Here is a 15,364-nt window from a genome sequence, read left to right on the forward strand (position 1 = left end):
GCCCGTGAGGACAGCGATGTCTTCCAGCATGGCCTTGCGGCGATCGCCGAAGCCCGGAGCCTTGACGGCAGCGACCTTCAGGCCACCACGCAGCTTGTTGACGACGAGCGTTGCGAGAGCTTCGCCTTCGACGTCTTCAGCGATGATGAGAAGCGGTTTGCCCGACTGAACGACGGCTTCCAGAACCGGAAGCATCGCCTGGAGGTTCGACAGTTTCTTCTCATGGATCAGGATGTAGGGGTCGCTAAGCTCGACCTGCATCTTCTCCGGGTTGGTGATGAAATAGGGCGACAGATAGCCGCGGTCGAACTGCATGCCCTCGACGACGTCGAGCTCGAACTCGAGACCCTTCGCCTCTTCGACGGTGATCACGCCTTCCTTGCCGACCTTGTCCATGGCTTCAGCGATGCGATCGCCGATCGACGTGTCGCTGTTCGCCGAGATCGAGCCGACTTGGGCGATTTCCTTGTTCGTCGTGCAGGGCTTGCTGATCTTCTTCAGCTCTTCCACGGCGGCTTGCACGGCCTTGTCGATGCCGCGCTTCAGGTCCATCGGGTTCATGCCCGATGCGACGTACTTCATGCCTTCGCGGACGATCGACTGAGCCAGCACCGTGGCCGTCGTCGTGCCGTCGCCGGCGTTGTCGCTGGTCTTGGAAGCGACTTCCTTGACCATTTGCGCGCCCATGTTCTGGAGCTTGTCTTCGAGCTCGATTTCCTTGGCGACCGACACACCATCCTTCGTGACCGTCGGGCCGCCGAAGCTGCGTTCGAGGACGACGTTGCGACCCTTCGGGCCCAGCGTGACCTTCACCGCGTTCGCAAGGATGTTCACGCCTTCGACCATCTTGGCGCGAGCGCTGTCGCCGAATACGACGTCTTTAGCTGCCATCTTCTAACTCCTTGAAATTCTTTGGGAAATATCGACCTGGACGGAAATTACTTCTGCACGACGGCCATGATGTCTTCTTCGCGCATCACGAGCAGTTCGTTGCCGTCGACCTTGACGGTCTGGCCTGCGTACTTGCCGAACAGGACGCGATCGCCGACTTTGACGTCGAGCGCGATTTGATCGCCCTTGTCGTTGCGCTTGCCCGGCCCGATCGCGAGCACTTCGCCTTGATCCGGCTTCTCGGCGGCGGCGTCAGGGATCACGATGCCGGAGGCGGTCTTGGTTTCCTGATCCAAACGCTTCACGATGACGCGATCGTGCAAAGGACGAAGGTTCATGCTTACTCCTCTCTGGGTTTGAGACTGAAAAACGCTTAAGTTGAGGGCCGCCTTGCCGGCGACCCGGACGAAACTGTTAGCACTCAAGTGCAGCGAGTGCTAATTATATGGACGGGGGTTGGCAATTTCAAGGGAGGGGGGCGGCAGATTTTTTGGGGCTAATGTAGGCGCGCAGACAAACCCGGCAAACCGGCGCACATAAACCTAGCATGGGGTCAAGTAATAGGGCCGCATGGGGTACGACGTCAACACCCTGTCAACACGGGTAGGTAAACAACCCCTATCATTGCTGGCGAACCGGGCCCCATGCCAATATTGCCGATCCGATCGACTACGCAATCCCGGCAATGCCTATCAACTGCACGTTCTTGCTAAACAACCAGCCACTTACCACGCTCACATGCCCTGGGGTTGGCGCCCTCGCTGCCTTCTCTGGCATGCCCGCCGACCGCAACAATCCCGCTGCGGTTGATCACGCCGATTCGGGGCCGCTGCCGCAAGGAACCTATTACATTATCGACCGACAGTCCGGCGGACACCTCGGCTGGCTTTACGACTATCTTTTGACTCACGGCTACGGAACGGACCGATCCGAGTGGTTCGCCCTATATCGGAAGGACGACAAGATCGACGACATAACCTATGTCAACGGCGTGCGACGCGGAATGTTCAGGCTGCATCCTATCGGTCCGCAACGCCGGAGCGAAGCGTGCATCGCTGTCACAAGCCCGGCGAAGTTCAAGCAACTCAGCGCGTACCTACGACGCACAGGACCGACGCTCGCGGTTCCCGGCTCAACCGTGAAGGCGTACGGTACGGTGGAGGTTCGTTAATGAAGGCTGTCCGCTACGGCGTCAATGCGTTAGCGACAATCGTGATCGGCTTCCTCCTTTCACGGTTCATCAGCAATCTGCCCTACGATTTCCCGCCGCTGCCGGCATCCATCGCGTTCGTCATGCGCAAGCTCAGTATCGATACGGTGCAAAACGCCGACGATATCGAAACGATTGGATTGCTCGTCATCATTGCCTTGTCGGTTGTCGTCGCCGCTGTGATCGTATGGCTCGCGAACGTGTCATTCCGGCGCTGGCGGCTCGCTCGCCGTTCGTAGCGCCTAGAACTAAAATTGTCGGACAAGCCGCTTCGATGGCAAGATGGCCGCATTCCAACAAATCAGAGGCCAACACGCAATGACCGAGCAATCTGTACGAACGCCGGCCCAATGGACGGTGAGCGCGCTTGCCGCGGCGACAACCGGGATCTGCGCGCTCGGGGTCGCGGCCGCCGGCCTTTCGCTGCTGCTGTCCCCGATGCTGTTCGACAGCCCAGGCTCGGAGAACAACCGGTGGCTTTGGAACGTTGCCCTGGCGCCGATCGTCTATGTGCTCGCGTTCGCGGTGTCGTTGCGATGGAGCTTGCAGGCCATCAAAAACGGCAACGCGCGTGCCTTCGCCGTGGGGTTGTGCGTGCAAGGCGTGGGCGTGGCATGGGTCGCGCTATCGTGGGGCTTGCTGCAGTACTTTTGCAACGGCAATTTTTCGTGCGCTCAGTCCTAGGGGGACGGCCAGTCCCGGTCCTTGTCGATCCGCCGCCTCACGGCACGGATCGACGATCGCGGGTCAAACTGGGTTGTCCTGAAACCCCTGGGACGAAAAGTTAGCAATCCGCACGGCGCCCTCAGGGAACCTGGCGACGATCTCCAACTGCCCGCCCATTGCCTCGATATGCGAACGCAACGTCGAGACATACATATCCGTACGCTGCTCCAACTTGGCGATGCTTGGCTGCTTCACGTGCAGCACGATGGCCAATGCCTCTTGAGAAAGCCCCCTGGCTCGCCGCAATTCGCTCAACGCCATTTCGTCCATCGCTTGCTTTGCGCGGGCAGTCACCCGCGCCTGCGCTTGCGGCGACATCTTGCCCCGCAACTCATCAAACTTTTTTGCCATGATCGGCTCCCTTACTTCTTACCTGAACCAGATGCTCGTCGTACAACGCATCGGCCTTGGGCACGTTGATGTCGTACCATCGACCGTTGCCAGTCTTGTCGCCGCCTAGCAATAAAATCGCGGCCCGTCGAGGATCGAACGCATACAGCACACGATATGGGCGGCCTGCATGTTGAATGCGCAGCTCCCTCATGTGCTCATGGCGAGAACCTTTGATTCCGCTCGAATGCGGGTAAGGCAACGATGGACCGCACTGCTCGAGCAGCGCCACCGATACCGCAACGGACTCCTGCTCCGCCTCCCTCAAGTCCTCCCACCAATCGCCGAATGTGTCGCAATACTCAACTTCCCACGCCATAACGGTTTCCTTGACCCAGTCCGATCGATTCGCATGACCTACCTCACTAGAATCTCTGGGTTTCTCGGAAAGGACCATTAGGCCAGAAGAACCATACCTTCGATGGAATATTCCGTCAAGGGTATAGTTGACGCCGTTGATCGGTTCGTCGTCACACTTGCCCCTACCACCCCCATGGCTTTCGCTACGCCGCCAGCGGGGATATCGGTCGTTTGGCACAATGCCCTCTCCTTTTTCCTTGCTGCCGCTGAACGGGCATCGACGCCCGCCCGTGCATCCCTGCGTCGATGGCCCCGTCAGCGCTTCCCACGATGATCCCGTTCTCGGTTCTCGACCTTTCCCCCATCCCGCTCGGACAAACGGCCGCCGATGCCTTCCGCCACTCGCTCGACCTCGCGCAGCATGCCGAACGCTGGGGCTATCGCCGCTTCTGGCTGGCCGAGCACCACAACATGCCCGGCATCGCCAGCGCGGCCACGGCCGTCGTCATCGGCCACATTGCCGGCGGCACGAAGACGATCCGCGTTGGCTCCGGCGGCGTCATGCTGCCCAATCACGCGCCGCTCGTGATCGCCGAACAATTCGGCACCCTCGCCTCGCTGTACCCGGACCGAATCGATCTGGGCCTCGGCCGCGCCCCCGGCACCGATCAAACGACAGCCCGCGCGCTGCGACGCGATATGCACGACAGTGCGGAACGGTTTCCCGAAGATGTCGTCGAGCTACAGCGTTACTTCGCGGCGCCCAGCAGCGGCCAGCGCGTGCGCGCCGTGCCGGGCGCCGGTTTGAACGTCCCGCTCTGGCTGCTCGGCTCCTCGCTGTTTTCGGCGCAATTGGCCGCGGGGCTCGGCCTGCCCTTCGCCTTCGCGTCGCACTTCGCCCCCGATCATCTGCTCACGGCGCTGCACGTCTATCGCTCGCAGTTCCGTCCCTCGGCCGTGCTGGATAAGCCCTACGCAATGGTCGGCGTGAACCTATTCGCCGCTGAGACCGACGCCGAAGGCGAGCGGCTCTTCACCTCGCTGCAGCAGCAATTCATCGCGCTGCGCCGCGGCACCCCTGGGCAATTGCCGCCGCCGGTCGATCAATTGAACGCATCGGACGTCGAATTGGCGGGCGTTCGGCACGCTCTCGCGTGCGCCGCCGTCGGCAGCCCCGATACCGTGCGCGCAGCGCTCGAATCGATCATCGCCCAAACGCAAGCCGACGAACTGATCCTCACCGGCCAAATCTACGATCACGCGGCCCGGCTGCGGTCGTATGAAATCGGCGCTCAAGTGCGCGACGCGATGGGGGGCGGGTCCGAGCGTTGATCGCGACGCAACCACGCGCAACGCGCCGCCAGCGGCTCGATGCGGGGCTGGCCATCGGGTGGTCGCCGCACGGGGCACAAGTGCGACGCGGCGAACGACAGTCGAACGAAGATCGATCGCCGCACGGCACGGGCCTCGGATTTGCTGCCGATAAGCTCGATAGGCGGCGGCGCGGCATCGCATGAGCGCACCGACCGCCGAGGAGCCAACGTTGAATTCGATCAAGCGAAAGACCCGGTTCGCCGCGCGGTTGACGGCGCTCGCGTGCGCCTCGATTGGTGCTTGCGTCGCGAGTGCGGGATGGGCTCAGCGAGCGGCACAGGATGTCGGCGCATCCATGGTGCAGCCGCCGCAAGCGCCCGTGAGCGGTGCAGATGCGCGCAATCCCGACAATATGCCGATCAAGCGGCCTCAAAAGCCCACGAACGACCCGATCGCGCGCCGGCCGCCCGCGAGCAGCGCCAAACCGAAATAGCGCGGCAATCGCAGTCGCGTCGCTCAGCCGCCCGCCGCTGCAGCCGGCGTCGGTTGTGTCGGATCGCCGAACGCAAGCCATCCGACATGACGCCGAATATCGACAGGCCATTCGGCAACGAGCGCATCGAAACGCTGTGCATCGTCGGCAAACAGCGCCCGCGACGCTTCTTCGAAACCGGGCAGATCGCCCGCGATCGCCGACATGAAGTGGTAGGCCCGCTCTTGCGCGGCGCGCCGTTCGTCTCGCTGCGCATGCTTGCGGCGCGCCTCGTCCACCAACTTGCGCAGCGCCACGGAGGCGCCGCCCGGTTGCGCGCCCAACCATTCCCAATGCCGCGGCAACAGCGTCACTTCGCGCGCCACCACGCCCAGCTTCGGCCGGCCGCGGCCTCTCGGGGCACCACCGTCTCCCGCATCGGCGGGCGCATCGGCGGGCGCATCGGCGTCTCTTGGTGCGCCGTCCTCAATCGGCGCGCAGGCGCCCGGCTCGCGACTCAAGCGCTCGCGCACTTGCTCGTCCGAGCCGCGCGTATCGACGTCGACCGAACGCCCGGTCCGGTTCTCGAAAATCAAAATCGGACCCGCGGCCCCTCGCTCGGCCGCACGCTTGCCGACGAGCGCCACCGTCGGCAGCGTACCGGAGGCCAAGTGACGTTGTCCGTCGAACAGCGTGAATAAGGAAGGCTCGGGGTGGTGCGTCATAAATGACTCCAGAATGAATTCAGCAGATGACGCGAATAATACCCGGGTGAAATAAGGAAATCAATAACATCCGGGTGAAATATCTCTTCGTGCCGGCCGCCGCCGCTCTCACCTTCTTTCCCTCGCCTTGGGAATATCGGTCGATGTCATCGAGTAACGCTCTCCGAGGGCGCGCGTGCCGCGACATGCCGCCCCGCCAGGACAGACACCACCCGCGCTGACTCCCTAGGAGATGATGATGGATCACGATGACGACAGCCACGACCGCACGGCGACGGACCGCCGCCGCTTTCTGAAATGCATGGCATGGGCCGGCGCCGGGACGCTCTGGACGATGCACGCCGGCATCTTGCAAGCTCGCACGCTTGGCGGGGAGGCCAACGCCGAGGACGCGGCGAGCGCGATGAAAGACGCATCCTTCAGCTTCGTGCAAATCAGCGACTCGCACATCGGCTTCACGAAAGCGCCGAACCCGGACGTCACGGCTACGTTCAAAGCGGCGCTCGCGCGTATCGATGCGCAACGCGTGCAGCCCGACTTCGTCGTCCACACGGGCGACCTCACCCATCTGTCTCGGCCCGCCGAGTTCGATACGGTCGATCAGCTCGTACGCGGCTCGAGCACGCGCCGGGCGTTTTTCGTACCGGGAGAGCACGACGTCATCGGCGACAACGGTCGCGCGTTCTTCGAGCGCTTCGGCGAAAAGCAAACGCGGGGCGGCTGGTACAGCTTCGATCATCGCGGCGTGCATTTCGTCGCGCTCGTGAACGTGCTCGATTTGAAAGGCGGCGGCCTGGGTTGGCTCGGGCCCGATCAGCTCGCCTGGCTAAAACAGGACCTGGCGGCGCGCACCTCGGAAACGCCGATCGTCGTCTTCGCCCACATGCCGCTGTGGTCGCTCTACCCCGCCTGGGGCTGGGGCACCGACGATGCGGGCGACGCGCTTTCGATGCTAGGTCGCTTCGGCTCGGTCACGGTGTTGAACGGCCACATCCATCAAATTCAGCAAAAGGTCGAAGGCAATGTCACGTTCTATACGGCGCGCTCGACCGCCTATCCGCAGCCCGCACCGGGTGTGGGCCCTGGGCCCGGGCCGCTCAAGGACGTGCCGCCGGGCCAGCTTTCGTCCTATCTCGGCGTGCGCGAGGTGCGCCACGTCCAAGCGGGCCGCACGCTCGCGCTGACCGACGAGGCGCTGTCATGAAAACCCTCGCTCGCGTTTGCCGCGCGTTGCTGCGTGCGAGAGTCGTCGCACCCGCCGTTGTCGCTGCAGCCGCGTTGAGCCTCGCCGGCTCCGCGCTCGCGGCATCGACCGCTACTGGCGAGCAGGCCGCGGCCGATACCGGCGGCCCGACCTATCGCGTCCAGATCCACGACTTCGCGTTTTCGCCGAAAGAAATCACCGTGCCCGTCGGCGCCCGCATCGTCTGGACCAATCGCGACGACGAACCGCATACGATCGTCAGCGCGGCCGGTGCGTTCAAACCGTCGCAAGCGCTCGATACGGACGATTCGTTTTCCGCCATCCTCGGCAAACCGGGCACGTACGCCTATTTTTGCGGCATCCATCCGATGATGGTCGGCAAGATCACCGTGAAATGAAACCCGCCTGCCCAGCCACGGCCAGGTCGGCCCTCGTTCGCGCGAGCCGGGCGGCAGGGGCGGCGGCTCGCCGCTACGCCGAGTCGTCGTCCGAGCCACCGCCTCGCGAGCCGCAGACCGACGCAACGAGGCCACCCGGGAATAAACTCGGCGCATCTTCGGTAGCGCAGCGCTCAACCCAGGAGGCGCCCCCGGTGGCCGAAATCGACAAGCCCGATCTACCCGCGAATCCCGAGAGGGAGGCGCATCCAGCGTCGAACGAAGGCGCCGCTCGCGACGCGCGGGGCGAGGCGGAGCGCAGCCGCCGCTTCCAGCAACTCGCACTGCCGCATCTCGATGCGGCGTACAACCTCGCGCGCTGGCTCAGCGGCAGCGCCGGCGACGCCGACGATGTCGTCCAGGAAGCGTTCGTCCGCGCGTTCCGCTTCTTCGACACCTTCCGCGGCGAGAACGCCCGGCCGTGGCTGCTCGCGATCGTGCGGCGCACGTGGTACACCGAGTGGCGGCGCCGCGCGAACTCGCTCGAAGTCGCGCCATTCGACGAGCAATTCGATGAAACGAGCGCGTTCGAGGAAACGTGCGCCACATTCGCCGATCCGCAAACGTTGCTGCTGCAAGGCGAGCACACGCGGCTCGTGCACGAGGCGTTGGGAAAGCTACCGGTGGAGTTTCGCGAGGTGCTGATCCTGCGCGAACTGGAAGATATGAGTTACCGCGATATCGCCGTCGTCGCCGATTTGCCGCTCGGTACCGTCATGTCGCGCCTCGCGCGCGGACGCCGAAAACTGGCCGCCCTGCTCGCGCCGTTGCGCGACGAGCGACCCGGCGCAATGGACACGATCGCCAAGGAGAGCCCTGATGGACTGCAATGAAGCCCGCCCGCTCCTTAGCGCCGCCATCGATCGGGAACTGTCGGCCGTGGAGGCACTGCGCGTCGAACAGCATCTGGCGACGTGCGCCGAGTGCCGGCGCGAAGCGCAAGCGCTGCAGGCTGTCAGCCAAGCCGCCCGCACCGCGGCGTACTTTCGTGCGCCCGATGCCTTGCGCGCGCGCATCCTCGCCACGCTGCCGGCCACGGAATCGATGTGGGACGAAGAAACGGCGGCCGCCGCCGAAGCGCCCGGCTGGCGCTGGGCCGCATGGGGCTGGCCGCGCGGCGCACGAGCCGGCGCAAAGGCAGGCGCCGGTGCAGGAGCCGGCGCTGGCTCGGGCACGCGCGCCGGTAGCCGATATGGTCCTCGCGCTGCGCTCGGATGGCCGATCGGCATTGTCGCCGCCCTCGCGCTGGCCGCGACCGTCTCGCTCGTCGTCATCCGTCCCGCAAGGACCAACGCCGAGTTCGTCGACGAACTCGTCGCCAGCCACGTGCGCGCGCAACTGTCGGGTCGCGACGTCGATGTCGTCTCGTCCGATCAACATACGGTCAAACCCTGGTTCAACGGTCGGCTCGACTATGCGCCGCCCGTCGAGGACTTGGCCGACGAGGGCTTCGCACTGACAGGCGGCCGGCTCGATTACATCGGCCATCGTCGCGTCGGCGTGCTCGTTTATCGGTACCGCAAGCACGTCATCGACGTGTACGTGATGCCGGAGTCGAACGCGGGGTTGCCCGGCGCCGCCGCGCTGACGAGCGACGGCTACGCGCTCGCGAGTTGGCGCGGGCAAGGCATGCGCTGGTGGGCTGTCAGCGACGCCGAGCCGGCCGTGCTCGCGCGGTTGCGCAGCGCGCTCGAAGCACGCTTGAGCCGAACGCCCTCCGGCCCGCCGCAGTGAGCCAACGGCCGGCCACCGTCAGGACGCGCCGCTCGTTTGCCTCGGCGGCGACAAGGTATCGATCAACCGCAGCAGCCTAGAGGGATCGAGCGGCTTGACGAAGTGATGATGGAATCCGGCCAGCCGGCTGCGCTTGCGATCGGTGTCCTGCCCGTAGCCGGTCAAGGCGACGAAGAGACACTCGCCGCCTACCCGCTCGCGGCGCAGACGCTGCACGAGTTCGTAACCGTCCATGACGGGCAAGCCGATATCGATGACCGCGACCTCCGGTGCGAAGCGCGACACGACGTGCAACGCCGACGCCGGATCGTAGACCGCCTCGACGTGATGCCCGCATTCCTTCAATAGCTCGGCAAGGGCCTGCACGCCATCGATGTTGTCGTCGACGAGCAAAACGCGCCGCCCCGCCGTGCTCATCGTCGTCCGCTGAAGGGGGGCGATGTCGTCGGCGACGGCCGCCACGTCGTCGCGGCCGTTCGCGTTCCCCGCGCGCTCGCCCGCCGCGACACGTTCGCCGGGGACGCGAATCGTGAACGTACTGCCGCGCCCCGGACCGTCGCTGGCCGCGCTGACGGCCCCGCCGTGCATCGCGACAAGGTTTTTCACGAGCGCCAAGCCGATGCCGAGCCCGCCCTCGGCTCGGTCGAGGCTGCGTTTGCCCTGGAAGAACAGATCGAACACACGCGGCAAGATGTCGGGCGCGAGCCCCATCCCGTCGTCCCGCACGCTGACGGCGATCATGCCGTTCCCCTCGCGCTTGGCCACGAGTTCGATGTGACCGCCCGGCGCCGTGTAGCGCGCGGCATTCGTGAGCAGATTCGACACGACCTGTGCGAGCCGCGTGGCATCGACGTTCCACACCAGGTCGCGCTCGATATCGAGCGCTAACCGGTGCTGGCGCTGCTCGAGCAGAAAACTCGCCATTTCCACGGCGTTCGTCAACACATCGGCAACGGGTACGCTTCGCTTCTTGAGTGCGATCTTGCCGCGCGTGATGCGGGAAATATCGAGCAGGTCGTCGACGAGCCGCACGAGATGATCGACCTGCCGCGCGATGATGTTCTGCTCGCGCGCCGTGCCGCCTTCGGGATGCATGCGCATCAGCCGCAACGCCGTGACGATCGGCGAGAGCGGGTTGCGCAACTCGTGGCCGAGCATCGCCAGGAATTCGTCTTTCGCGCGCCCCGCCTCGCGCAGTTCGGCGACGAGGCGTTCGCGTTCGGCGTGCGACTTCTCGAAGCGGGCGCGGGCACGCACTTGCTCGGTCACTTCGACGGCGACGGCAATGATGCCTTCCACCGTCGGCCCGCCCAAGCGCAGCGGTTCGAAATGAAACGTGAAATAGCGCGGTTCGAACGCGCCGTCGGGCCGCGTCACATCGATACGGAAGTCTTCGCGCACGACGGGCGTACCACGTTCGAACGCCGCGTGAAGCAGGGCCCCGATCTCGCCGCCGTGTTGCGCTTCGGGAAAGACGTCGGCATAGCGTCGGCCCGTGAGTTCGACGCAGCCCGCCAGTTCGCGAAAGCGCCGGTTGGCCAATTCGAACACGTGCGTCGGGCCGCTCAGCAAGGCAGCGGCAACGGGAGCGTTCATGAACAAGGCGTCGCGCTGGCGTTCGGCCGCCTGACGTTTGATGCGATCGGTCGCATCGCGCGTAAAGCCGCGCGTGTACAGCAACCTGCCCTGTTCGAACATCGCATTGGCGTGCAGCAACACGTGTTTCACGCTGCCGTCGCGACAACGCAAACGGACCAGTTCGTCGCGAATAATCTCGCCCGCCGCCAGCTTCTCCAAGATCGTCTCGATCACGGTGCGCTCGACATAGAACTCGGCGATGTGGTGCCCCACATACTCGTGCCGCTCGTAGCCGAGCATGTCCAGCTCGGCCGCGTTCGCCCACACGATGGTGCCGTCGCCCGCGATCCGGTGCAATCCCTCGGCGGCGTTCTCGACGAAATCGGCCAGTTCGCGTTCGCGCTGGATGAGCGCCGCTTCCGCGCGGCTACGGCGTTCGACCTCGCGCTCGAGCGCCATCGCCTTTTGCTGCCAGAGCGCCACGAGCTGGTGTGCTTGCCGATCGTCGGAACCGGTCAGCAATTCGCTTGGCAACACGTGCGTATGCGCGGCGCATACGTGCTCGAACAACGCGCTGTGCTCCGCTTGCGAAAAGAGCGTTTGCGAATACGCGCAGAACAACGTGAAAGGATGGCGGCGTCCGAGTTCGTTCCACAATTGCTCCAAGCGCAACGCCGCCTCGAATTCGCCACGCTCGCACAGCACGCCAACCATCTCGCCGAAGGCGTGCACGGGTGCGCCGCCCGCCGTCGCAGCCGCCATGACGGCGCCGACCGAAGCGATGAAAAGGCGCTCGTCGGGCCAGCCGTCGACCATGAAACGCGCGAGCGTTTCCTCGGCATCGAGCGCGACGAACTGGCCCGGATGCCAAGCGGGTTCGCCCGCTTCGCCGAGGCGGCGCAACTGCGACGCAATGGCTGTCGCATGCACGCGCGTGGCGATGACGACCGCGCATCCGCCCGCGCTCAGCGCGCGCTGGGCGAATTGCGCGACTTCGTCGACCAGCAACGAATCGGCTTGGTAAAAGCGGACGAAGTGGCCGTGCGCGTGGTGCTGCGACAAACAAGGTTGTTCGGCTACCGCCATACCCAATTCCTCATGGCGCGACGGCCGCGCGTTCGGGAAACGGATTCCCAATCGGTCGATCGCGAAGATTTCGTCCGATGATAGGGCGGATCGCCCGTTTCCATGCTGGCTTGCAGCAAGCATCGGACCCACGGAAGGCGATCTATTCGGACCGGATCAGTTTTTCGGCACGGCGGCCGGTTGCGGTTGCGGTTGCGCGAGCGAGGCTGCGATGCGGTCGGCCAATCGTCCCAGTACGCGGCTCAGCGCATCGGCGATCGCGGGCGAATCGGCCGACGCCATCGGCTCCGTCAGCGAAACCTCTTGTGTCATCACGGCGGTCGCCGCCTCGCCCGAGGTCAGCGTCCAACTGCCCTCGAACGTCATGCGGCCGTCGGTGTTCGCGCGTAGGTCGAGCACCGTGACGACGATGCCGCGCGCCCCGGCCGGTGCCGGCGCGCCCGGTAGCACAAAGGTGCCGGGCGGCAAGCGCTGCAGCAAATCCTGCGCCAGCGCGCGCCGGATCATCGGCGCGAGCGGCGCGCCCCAGCGATCGTCCTCGCGTACGGTCAGCCGATGCGTCCGGTCCTGCGCGACGATCTCGGGGCGATCGAGTGTCGCCGGCACGCGCACCGCGCCCAACTGCACCGGCGCCATGCGCGTCGTGGCAAGCGGTGCGCTGGGCGGCACGGCGTCGAGCGAAAAATACCGGGTGGGCGGGCTGTGGCCGCAAGCCGCCAACGCCACCGCGCACAGGAGCCCCATCGTCGTTCTCGGTGTCACTGCCCTTTCCCTCCCTTACCGCGTATGAGCGCCTCGGGGTGGCGATCGAGATAATCGGCGAACGCGCGCACCGAGCGGGCCATGTCCGACAGCTCGCGCAACGTTTCCGGCAAATCGTTCTGACGCATCGGATCGCCGCCGATCGTGCGATTGGCCGCTGCCACCGCGTTGTCGGCCTCGTGCGCCGTTTGACGCAACTGAGCGACGAGCGGTCCGATCTGCGGCGAGACTTCGCTCAAGGTTCGATCGACCTGGGCCACCGATCGGTCGAGGTGATCGAGGCTGTCGGCAATGCGCGGCGAGGACGATAACGTCCGAATGCGCGCCGCGATCCGACGGATGTCCTCGCCGGTCTGCTCGATCGGTAAGGCGTCGATCTTCGTCATGACGCGATCGGCCTTCGACATGATGTCGTCCGCTTTCGCCAACAAGGTATCGACGTTGCCCGACGACACGCTCGGAATATCGGTTTCGCCGTCGCGCGCCGCCAACGTCGCGCTCGGCGCGCCCGGCACGAAATCGAGTTCAACGCCGTGCGAACCGACAAGCGGCGGATCTTGAACGAGCCTTGCCCGCAAGCCGGAGGCGATCAGACGCCGCAGCATGTCGTCGACAACGGAACGCCACTGCCCATCTGCCGGCTTGGCGGTATCGGCCAGCCCCAGCTTCGTCGCATCGAGCGCGATCTCGACAGGCGTATCGAGCGTGCCCGTGCGCGCGTCGAAATGGATCCCAACGTGCTCGACCTCGCCCACGCGAAAGCCGCGTAGCCGCACGGCCGCGCCTTCGTCGAGTTGGCCGACGGCGCCCGGGAAACGAACGACGTACTTCACGACCGCGGCCCCCAATGCATACTGGCGATCGCTGCCTTCAAAATGATTTGTCGATGCGCCCGGGCCCGGCTCCATGACGATTTCGGGCCCGCCGATCAAGGCCTTCGCCGAGGAGGGATCGTTGAAATCGAACTGCGCGCCCTTGACCCAAAAGCGCGTACCCGCACGGAGAAAGGGCTTGGCACTGCGATCGATCTCGGCTTGTACATCGACGTGCCGCCCGTCGTCGTCGAGCGATACGTCGCGCACTTCGCCCACCTTCACGCCGTGCAGAGAGACTTCGGTGTCGTCGGCCTTCATGCCGTACGCATCGTCGAAGACAATCGTCACCGTCTCGCCGCCATGCACCAGCGCGCGAATGCCGAGCCAACCGGCCACGCCGAGCGCGGCGATCGGGATGGCCCAGATCCACCCCGGCCAGCGCGTTTGCCGGACATCCGCGGCTTCGGTGCGCTTCTCGAGTTGCTCGTTCACGCGTGCCTCGCTTGCGCCGCATCCCACATCAGGCGCGGATCGAACGCGCGCGACGCCGCCATCGTCAGGATGACGACAAGCGCGAATGCCGTGGCGCCGTCGTCGGGCAGCGCATTGGCCACGCCGTCGAAGCGGATCAGCGGAACGAACGCGGCAATCGTGAAGACGTCGACGTTCGACCAACGCCCCAGCTCGTCGATGAGCCGATACAGAAACGTCTTCGCGCGCAAATGCCGGTCCGAGCGGCGCAGCACCGACGCGATGAACCACGCCATGCCCGCGAGCTTCGCAAACGGGATCGCGATGCTCGTGCAGAAGATCAGGATGCCGAGCGGCCACAGGCCCGCTTGGAACAGCTCCCACACACCATCGATGATGCGATGCGTCACCGGGTGACCGAGCTGATACGAAATCGTCATCGGATACAGGTTCGCGGGAAACGCGAGCACGAACGCCGCCACGCTCAGCGCCGCGGCCCGCGACACGGTGTCGAGTTTTCGCTTGCGCAGCTTCAGGCCGCACCGAGGACACGGACGCCCTGCGTGTTCGACCGGCGCGATCAAATCGCAAGCCGTGCACGAGAGCACGCGCTCGCCGGGCGCCACGTGGCGCTCGGGCGCGATGGCCCGCCACACGGTGCGTCGATCGAGCGTCGCGCGCGTGAGCATCGACATGAACGCGGCGACGACGAAACAGTAGCCGCCCGCGTCGATCGACCCCGTCAGTTGCTGCGTCACGCGCGTATAGCCCACGAAGCACCCGATCAGATAGACGTCGGGCATGGCCCAGGCATCGAGCCACAACGTCCAGCGATAGCAGCGCCCCAGCCAGCGCGGGCGCCATCCCCACAGCACCGCCGCCAACACGAGCGAGAGCGCGGAAAAGCGCGCGAGCGGCAAGGCGATGCCCGTCAAGCCCAGCACGACGGCCAACAGTTCGAAGTGCTCGCGCCACATCGATGCGATGCCCGAACCGAGCACGGCCGAACGTTCGGCGCCGAGCAAATGCACCGTCATCAGCGGCGACAAGTTGCCGGGCAGCAGCAGGATGAAGGTCGTCAGCGAGCACGCCAGCGCCGCGCCGACGGAGCGGCCGCTCGCCCGCTCGAGCGGGTAATGGCAGACTCGGCAGCGCGCGAGCATGCGACCGGCCAGCGCCGAGCTGTCTTCGAGCGCACCGCATTCGGGACAGCCGAGCGTCATGACGCCTCGCTCCTCGATGGCCGAGG

Annotated in this window: 18 protein-coding genes; 9 read left to right on the forward strand and 9 right to left on the reverse strand. The window is 65.2% G+C overall.

What is annotated here, in order from left to right:
- Together groEL and groES are read right to left on the reverse strand one after the other, a co-directional pair.
- On the reverse strand, positions 1–891 hold an 891-nt coding region (gene groEL, locus ACTHN9_RS21370; protein ID WP_440538778.1), incomplete at its 3' end, for a chaperonin GroEL.
- Between the two features lie 47 nt (positions 892–938).
- Positions 939–1,229 carry a co-chaperone GroES gene (gene groES, locus ACTHN9_RS21375; protein WP_102648303.1) on the reverse strand — a complete coding sequence of 97 codons (291 nt, stop codon included), beginning with the start codon at positions 1,227–1,229 and terminating at the stop codon, positions 939–941.
- A 347-nt stretch (positions 1,230–1,576) separates the two neighbouring features.
- Between groES and ACTHN9_RS21380 the strand changes: the two genes are divergently transcribed.
- From ACTHN9_RS21380 to ACTHN9_RS21390, 3 genes are all read left to right on the forward strand, one after another.
- Positions 1,577–2,062: a DUF2778 domain-containing protein gene (locus ACTHN9_RS21380; protein ID WP_440538779.1), complete on the forward strand. Its 486-nt coding sequence runs from the start codon at positions 1,577–1,579 to the stop codon at positions 2,060–2,062.
- Positions 2,062–2,340: a hypothetical protein gene (locus ACTHN9_RS21385; protein ID WP_440538780.1), complete on the forward strand. Its 279-nt coding sequence runs from the start codon at positions 2,062–2,064 to the stop codon at positions 2,338–2,340. Before ACTHN9_RS21380 ends, ACTHN9_RS21385 begins: the two co-directional genes overlap by 1 nt.
- Before the next feature lie 79 nt (positions 2,341–2,419).
- Positions 2,420–2,785, forward strand: a complete 366-nt coding sequence (locus ACTHN9_RS21390; protein ID WP_440538781.1) for a hypothetical protein — start codon at positions 2,420–2,422, stop codon at positions 2,783–2,785.
- A gap of 63 nt (positions 2,786–2,848) precedes the next feature.
- On the opposite strand, the gene ACTHN9_RS21395 is transcribed toward ACTHN9_RS21390, so the two are convergent.
- Both ACTHN9_RS21395 and ACTHN9_RS21400 read right to left on the reverse strand, forming a co-directional pair.
- A complete protein-coding gene (locus ACTHN9_RS21395; protein WP_440538782.1) occupies positions 2,849–3,178 on the reverse strand; it encodes an XRE family transcriptional regulator in 330 nt (109 codons plus the stop codon).
- Positions 3,162–3,536: a type II toxin-antitoxin system RelE/ParE family toxin gene (locus ACTHN9_RS21400; protein ID WP_440538783.1), complete on the reverse strand. Its 375-nt coding sequence runs from the start codon at positions 3,534–3,536 to the stop codon at positions 3,162–3,164. The genes ACTHN9_RS21395 and ACTHN9_RS21400 overlap by 17 nt, the downstream gene beginning before the upstream one ends.
- A gap of 311 nt (positions 3,537–3,847) precedes the next feature.
- Here ACTHN9_RS21400 and ACTHN9_RS21405 point away from each other — a divergent pair, with 311 nt between their 5' ends.
- Both ACTHN9_RS21405 and ACTHN9_RS21410 read left to right on the forward strand, forming a co-directional pair.
- Positions 3,848–4,849 (forward strand): LLM class flavin-dependent oxidoreductase, encoded by a 1,002-nt coding sequence (locus ACTHN9_RS21405; protein ID WP_440538784.1) that lies wholly within the window; start codon positions 3,848–3,850, stop codon positions 4,847–4,849.
- A gap of 181 nt (positions 4,850–5,030) precedes the next feature.
- On the forward strand, positions 5,031–5,324 hold the full coding sequence (locus ACTHN9_RS21410; RefSeq protein WP_440538785.1) for a hypothetical protein: 294 nt from the start codon (positions 5,031–5,033) through the stop codon (positions 5,322–5,324).
- Between the two features lie 23 nt (positions 5,325–5,347).
- Here the strand turns inward: ACTHN9_RS21410 and ACTHN9_RS21415 are convergent, their stop codons facing one another.
- Positions 5,348–6,028, reverse strand: a complete 681-nt coding sequence (locus ACTHN9_RS21415) for a DUF2239 family protein (RefSeq protein WP_440538786.1) — start codon at positions 6,026–6,028, stop codon at positions 5,348–5,350.
- A gap of 232 nt (positions 6,029–6,260) precedes the next feature.
- On the opposite strand from ACTHN9_RS21415, the gene ACTHN9_RS21420 reads away from it, so the two are divergent.
- The 4 genes from ACTHN9_RS21420 to ACTHN9_RS21435 all read left to right on the forward strand — a co-directional run bounded on the left by ACTHN9_RS21420 (position 6,261) and on the right by ACTHN9_RS21435 (position 9,403).
- Entirely contained in the window at positions 6,261–7,232 is a 972-nt protein-coding gene (locus ACTHN9_RS21420; RefSeq protein WP_440538787.1) for a metallophosphoesterase family protein, read from the forward strand.
- A complete protein-coding gene (locus ACTHN9_RS21425; RefSeq protein WP_440538788.1) occupies positions 7,229–7,630 on the forward strand; it encodes a cupredoxin domain-containing protein in 402 nt (133 codons plus the stop codon). The genes ACTHN9_RS21420 and ACTHN9_RS21425 overlap by 4 nt, the downstream gene beginning before the upstream one ends.
- 194 nt (positions 7,631–7,824) lie before the next feature.
- Positions 7,825–8,502, forward strand: coding sequence for an RNA polymerase sigma factor (locus ACTHN9_RS21430; RefSeq protein WP_440538789.1), 678 nt, complete (start codon positions 7,825–7,827; stop codon positions 8,500–8,502).
- The gene (locus tag ACTHN9_RS21435) at positions 8,489–9,403 is read left to right on the forward strand and encodes an anti-sigma factor family protein (RefSeq protein WP_440538790.1); all 915 of its coding nucleotides are present in this window, start codon (positions 8,489–8,491) and stop codon (positions 9,401–9,403) included. Before ACTHN9_RS21430 ends, ACTHN9_RS21435 begins: the two co-directional genes overlap by 14 nt.
- A gap of 18 nt (positions 9,404–9,421) precedes the next feature.
- Here the strand turns inward: ACTHN9_RS21435 and ACTHN9_RS21440 are convergent, their stop codons facing one another.
- The 4 genes from ACTHN9_RS21440 to ACTHN9_RS21455 form a co-directional block, all read right to left on the reverse strand.
- Complete coding sequence (locus ACTHN9_RS21440) at positions 9,422–12,067, reverse strand: ATP-binding protein (RefSeq protein ID WP_440538791.1); 2,646 nt, start codon at positions 12,065–12,067, stop codon at positions 9,422–9,424.
- Between the two features lie 156 nt (positions 12,068–12,223).
- A complete protein-coding gene (locus ACTHN9_RS21445; protein WP_440538792.1) occupies positions 12,224–12,829 on the reverse strand; it encodes a PqiC family protein in 606 nt (201 codons plus the stop codon).
- Positions 12,826–14,136: an MlaD family protein gene (locus ACTHN9_RS21450; protein WP_440538793.1), complete on the reverse strand. Its 1,311-nt coding sequence runs from the start codon at positions 14,134–14,136 to the stop codon at positions 12,826–12,828. Before ACTHN9_RS21450 ends, ACTHN9_RS21445 begins: the two co-directional genes overlap by 4 nt.
- A complete protein-coding gene (locus ACTHN9_RS21455) occupies positions 14,133–15,338 on the reverse strand; it encodes a paraquat-inducible protein A (RefSeq protein WP_440538794.1) in 1,206 nt (401 codons plus the stop codon). The genes ACTHN9_RS21450 and ACTHN9_RS21455 overlap by 4 nt, the downstream gene beginning before the upstream one ends.
- Between the last annotated feature and the right edge of the window lie 26 nt (positions 15,339–15,364).

The organism is Trinickia sp., assembly GCF_051953405.1.
Taxonomy (GTDB): domain Bacteria; phylum Pseudomonadota; class Gammaproteobacteria; order Burkholderiales; family Burkholderiaceae; genus Trinickia.

Bases quoted from the DNA above. Each gene is read 5' to 3' on its own strand.
- groES (WP_102648303.1), bottom strand. From the start codon at position 1,229: ATGAACCTTCGTCCTTTGCACGATCGCGTCATCGTGAAGCGTTTGGAT.
- ACTHN9_RS21380 (WP_440538779.1), top strand. From the start codon at position 1,577: ATGCCTATCAACTGCACGTTCTTGCTAAACAACCAGCCACTTACCACG.
- ACTHN9_RS21385 (WP_440538780.1), top strand. From the start codon at position 2,062: ATGAAGGCTGTCCGCTACGGCGTCAATGCGTTAGCGACAATCGTGATC.
- ACTHN9_RS21390 (WP_440538781.1), top strand. From the start codon at position 2,420: ATGACCGAGCAATCTGTACGAACGCCGGCCCAATGGACGGTGAGCGCG.
- ACTHN9_RS21395 (WP_440538782.1), bottom strand. From the start codon at position 3,178: ATGGCAAAAAAGTTTGATGAGTTGCGGGGCAAGATGTCGCCGCAAGCG.
- ACTHN9_RS21400 (WP_440538783.1), bottom strand. From the start codon at position 3,536: ATGGCGTGGGAAGTTGAGTATTGCGACACATTCGGCGATTGGTGGGAG.
- ACTHN9_RS21405 (WP_440538784.1), top strand. From the start codon at position 3,848: ATGATCCCGTTCTCGGTTCTCGACCTTTCCCCCATCCCGCTCGGACAA.
- ACTHN9_RS21410 (WP_440538785.1), top strand. From the start codon at position 5,031: ATGAGCGCACCGACCGCCGAGGAGCCAACGTTGAATTCGATCAAGCGA.
- ACTHN9_RS21415 (WP_440538786.1), bottom strand. From the start codon at position 6,028: ATGACGCACCACCCCGAGCCTTCCTTATTCACGCTGTTCGACGGACAA.
- ACTHN9_RS21420 (WP_440538787.1), top strand. From the start codon at position 6,261: ATGATGATGGATCACGATGACGACAGCCACGACCGCACGGCGACGGAC.
- ACTHN9_RS21425 (WP_440538788.1), top strand. From the start codon at position 7,229: ATGAAAACCCTCGCTCGCGTTTGCCGCGCGTTGCTGCGTGCGAGAGTC.
- ACTHN9_RS21435 (WP_440538790.1), top strand. From the start codon at position 8,489: ATGGACTGCAATGAAGCCCGCCCGCTCCTTAGCGCCGCCATCGATCGG.
- ACTHN9_RS21440 (WP_440538791.1), bottom strand. From the start codon at position 12,067: ATGGCGGTAGCCGAACAACCTTGTTTGTCGCAGCACCACGCGCACGGC.
- ACTHN9_RS21455 (WP_440538794.1), bottom strand. From the start codon at position 15,338: ATGACGCTCGGCTGTCCCGAATGCGGTGCGCTCGAAGACAGCTCGGCG.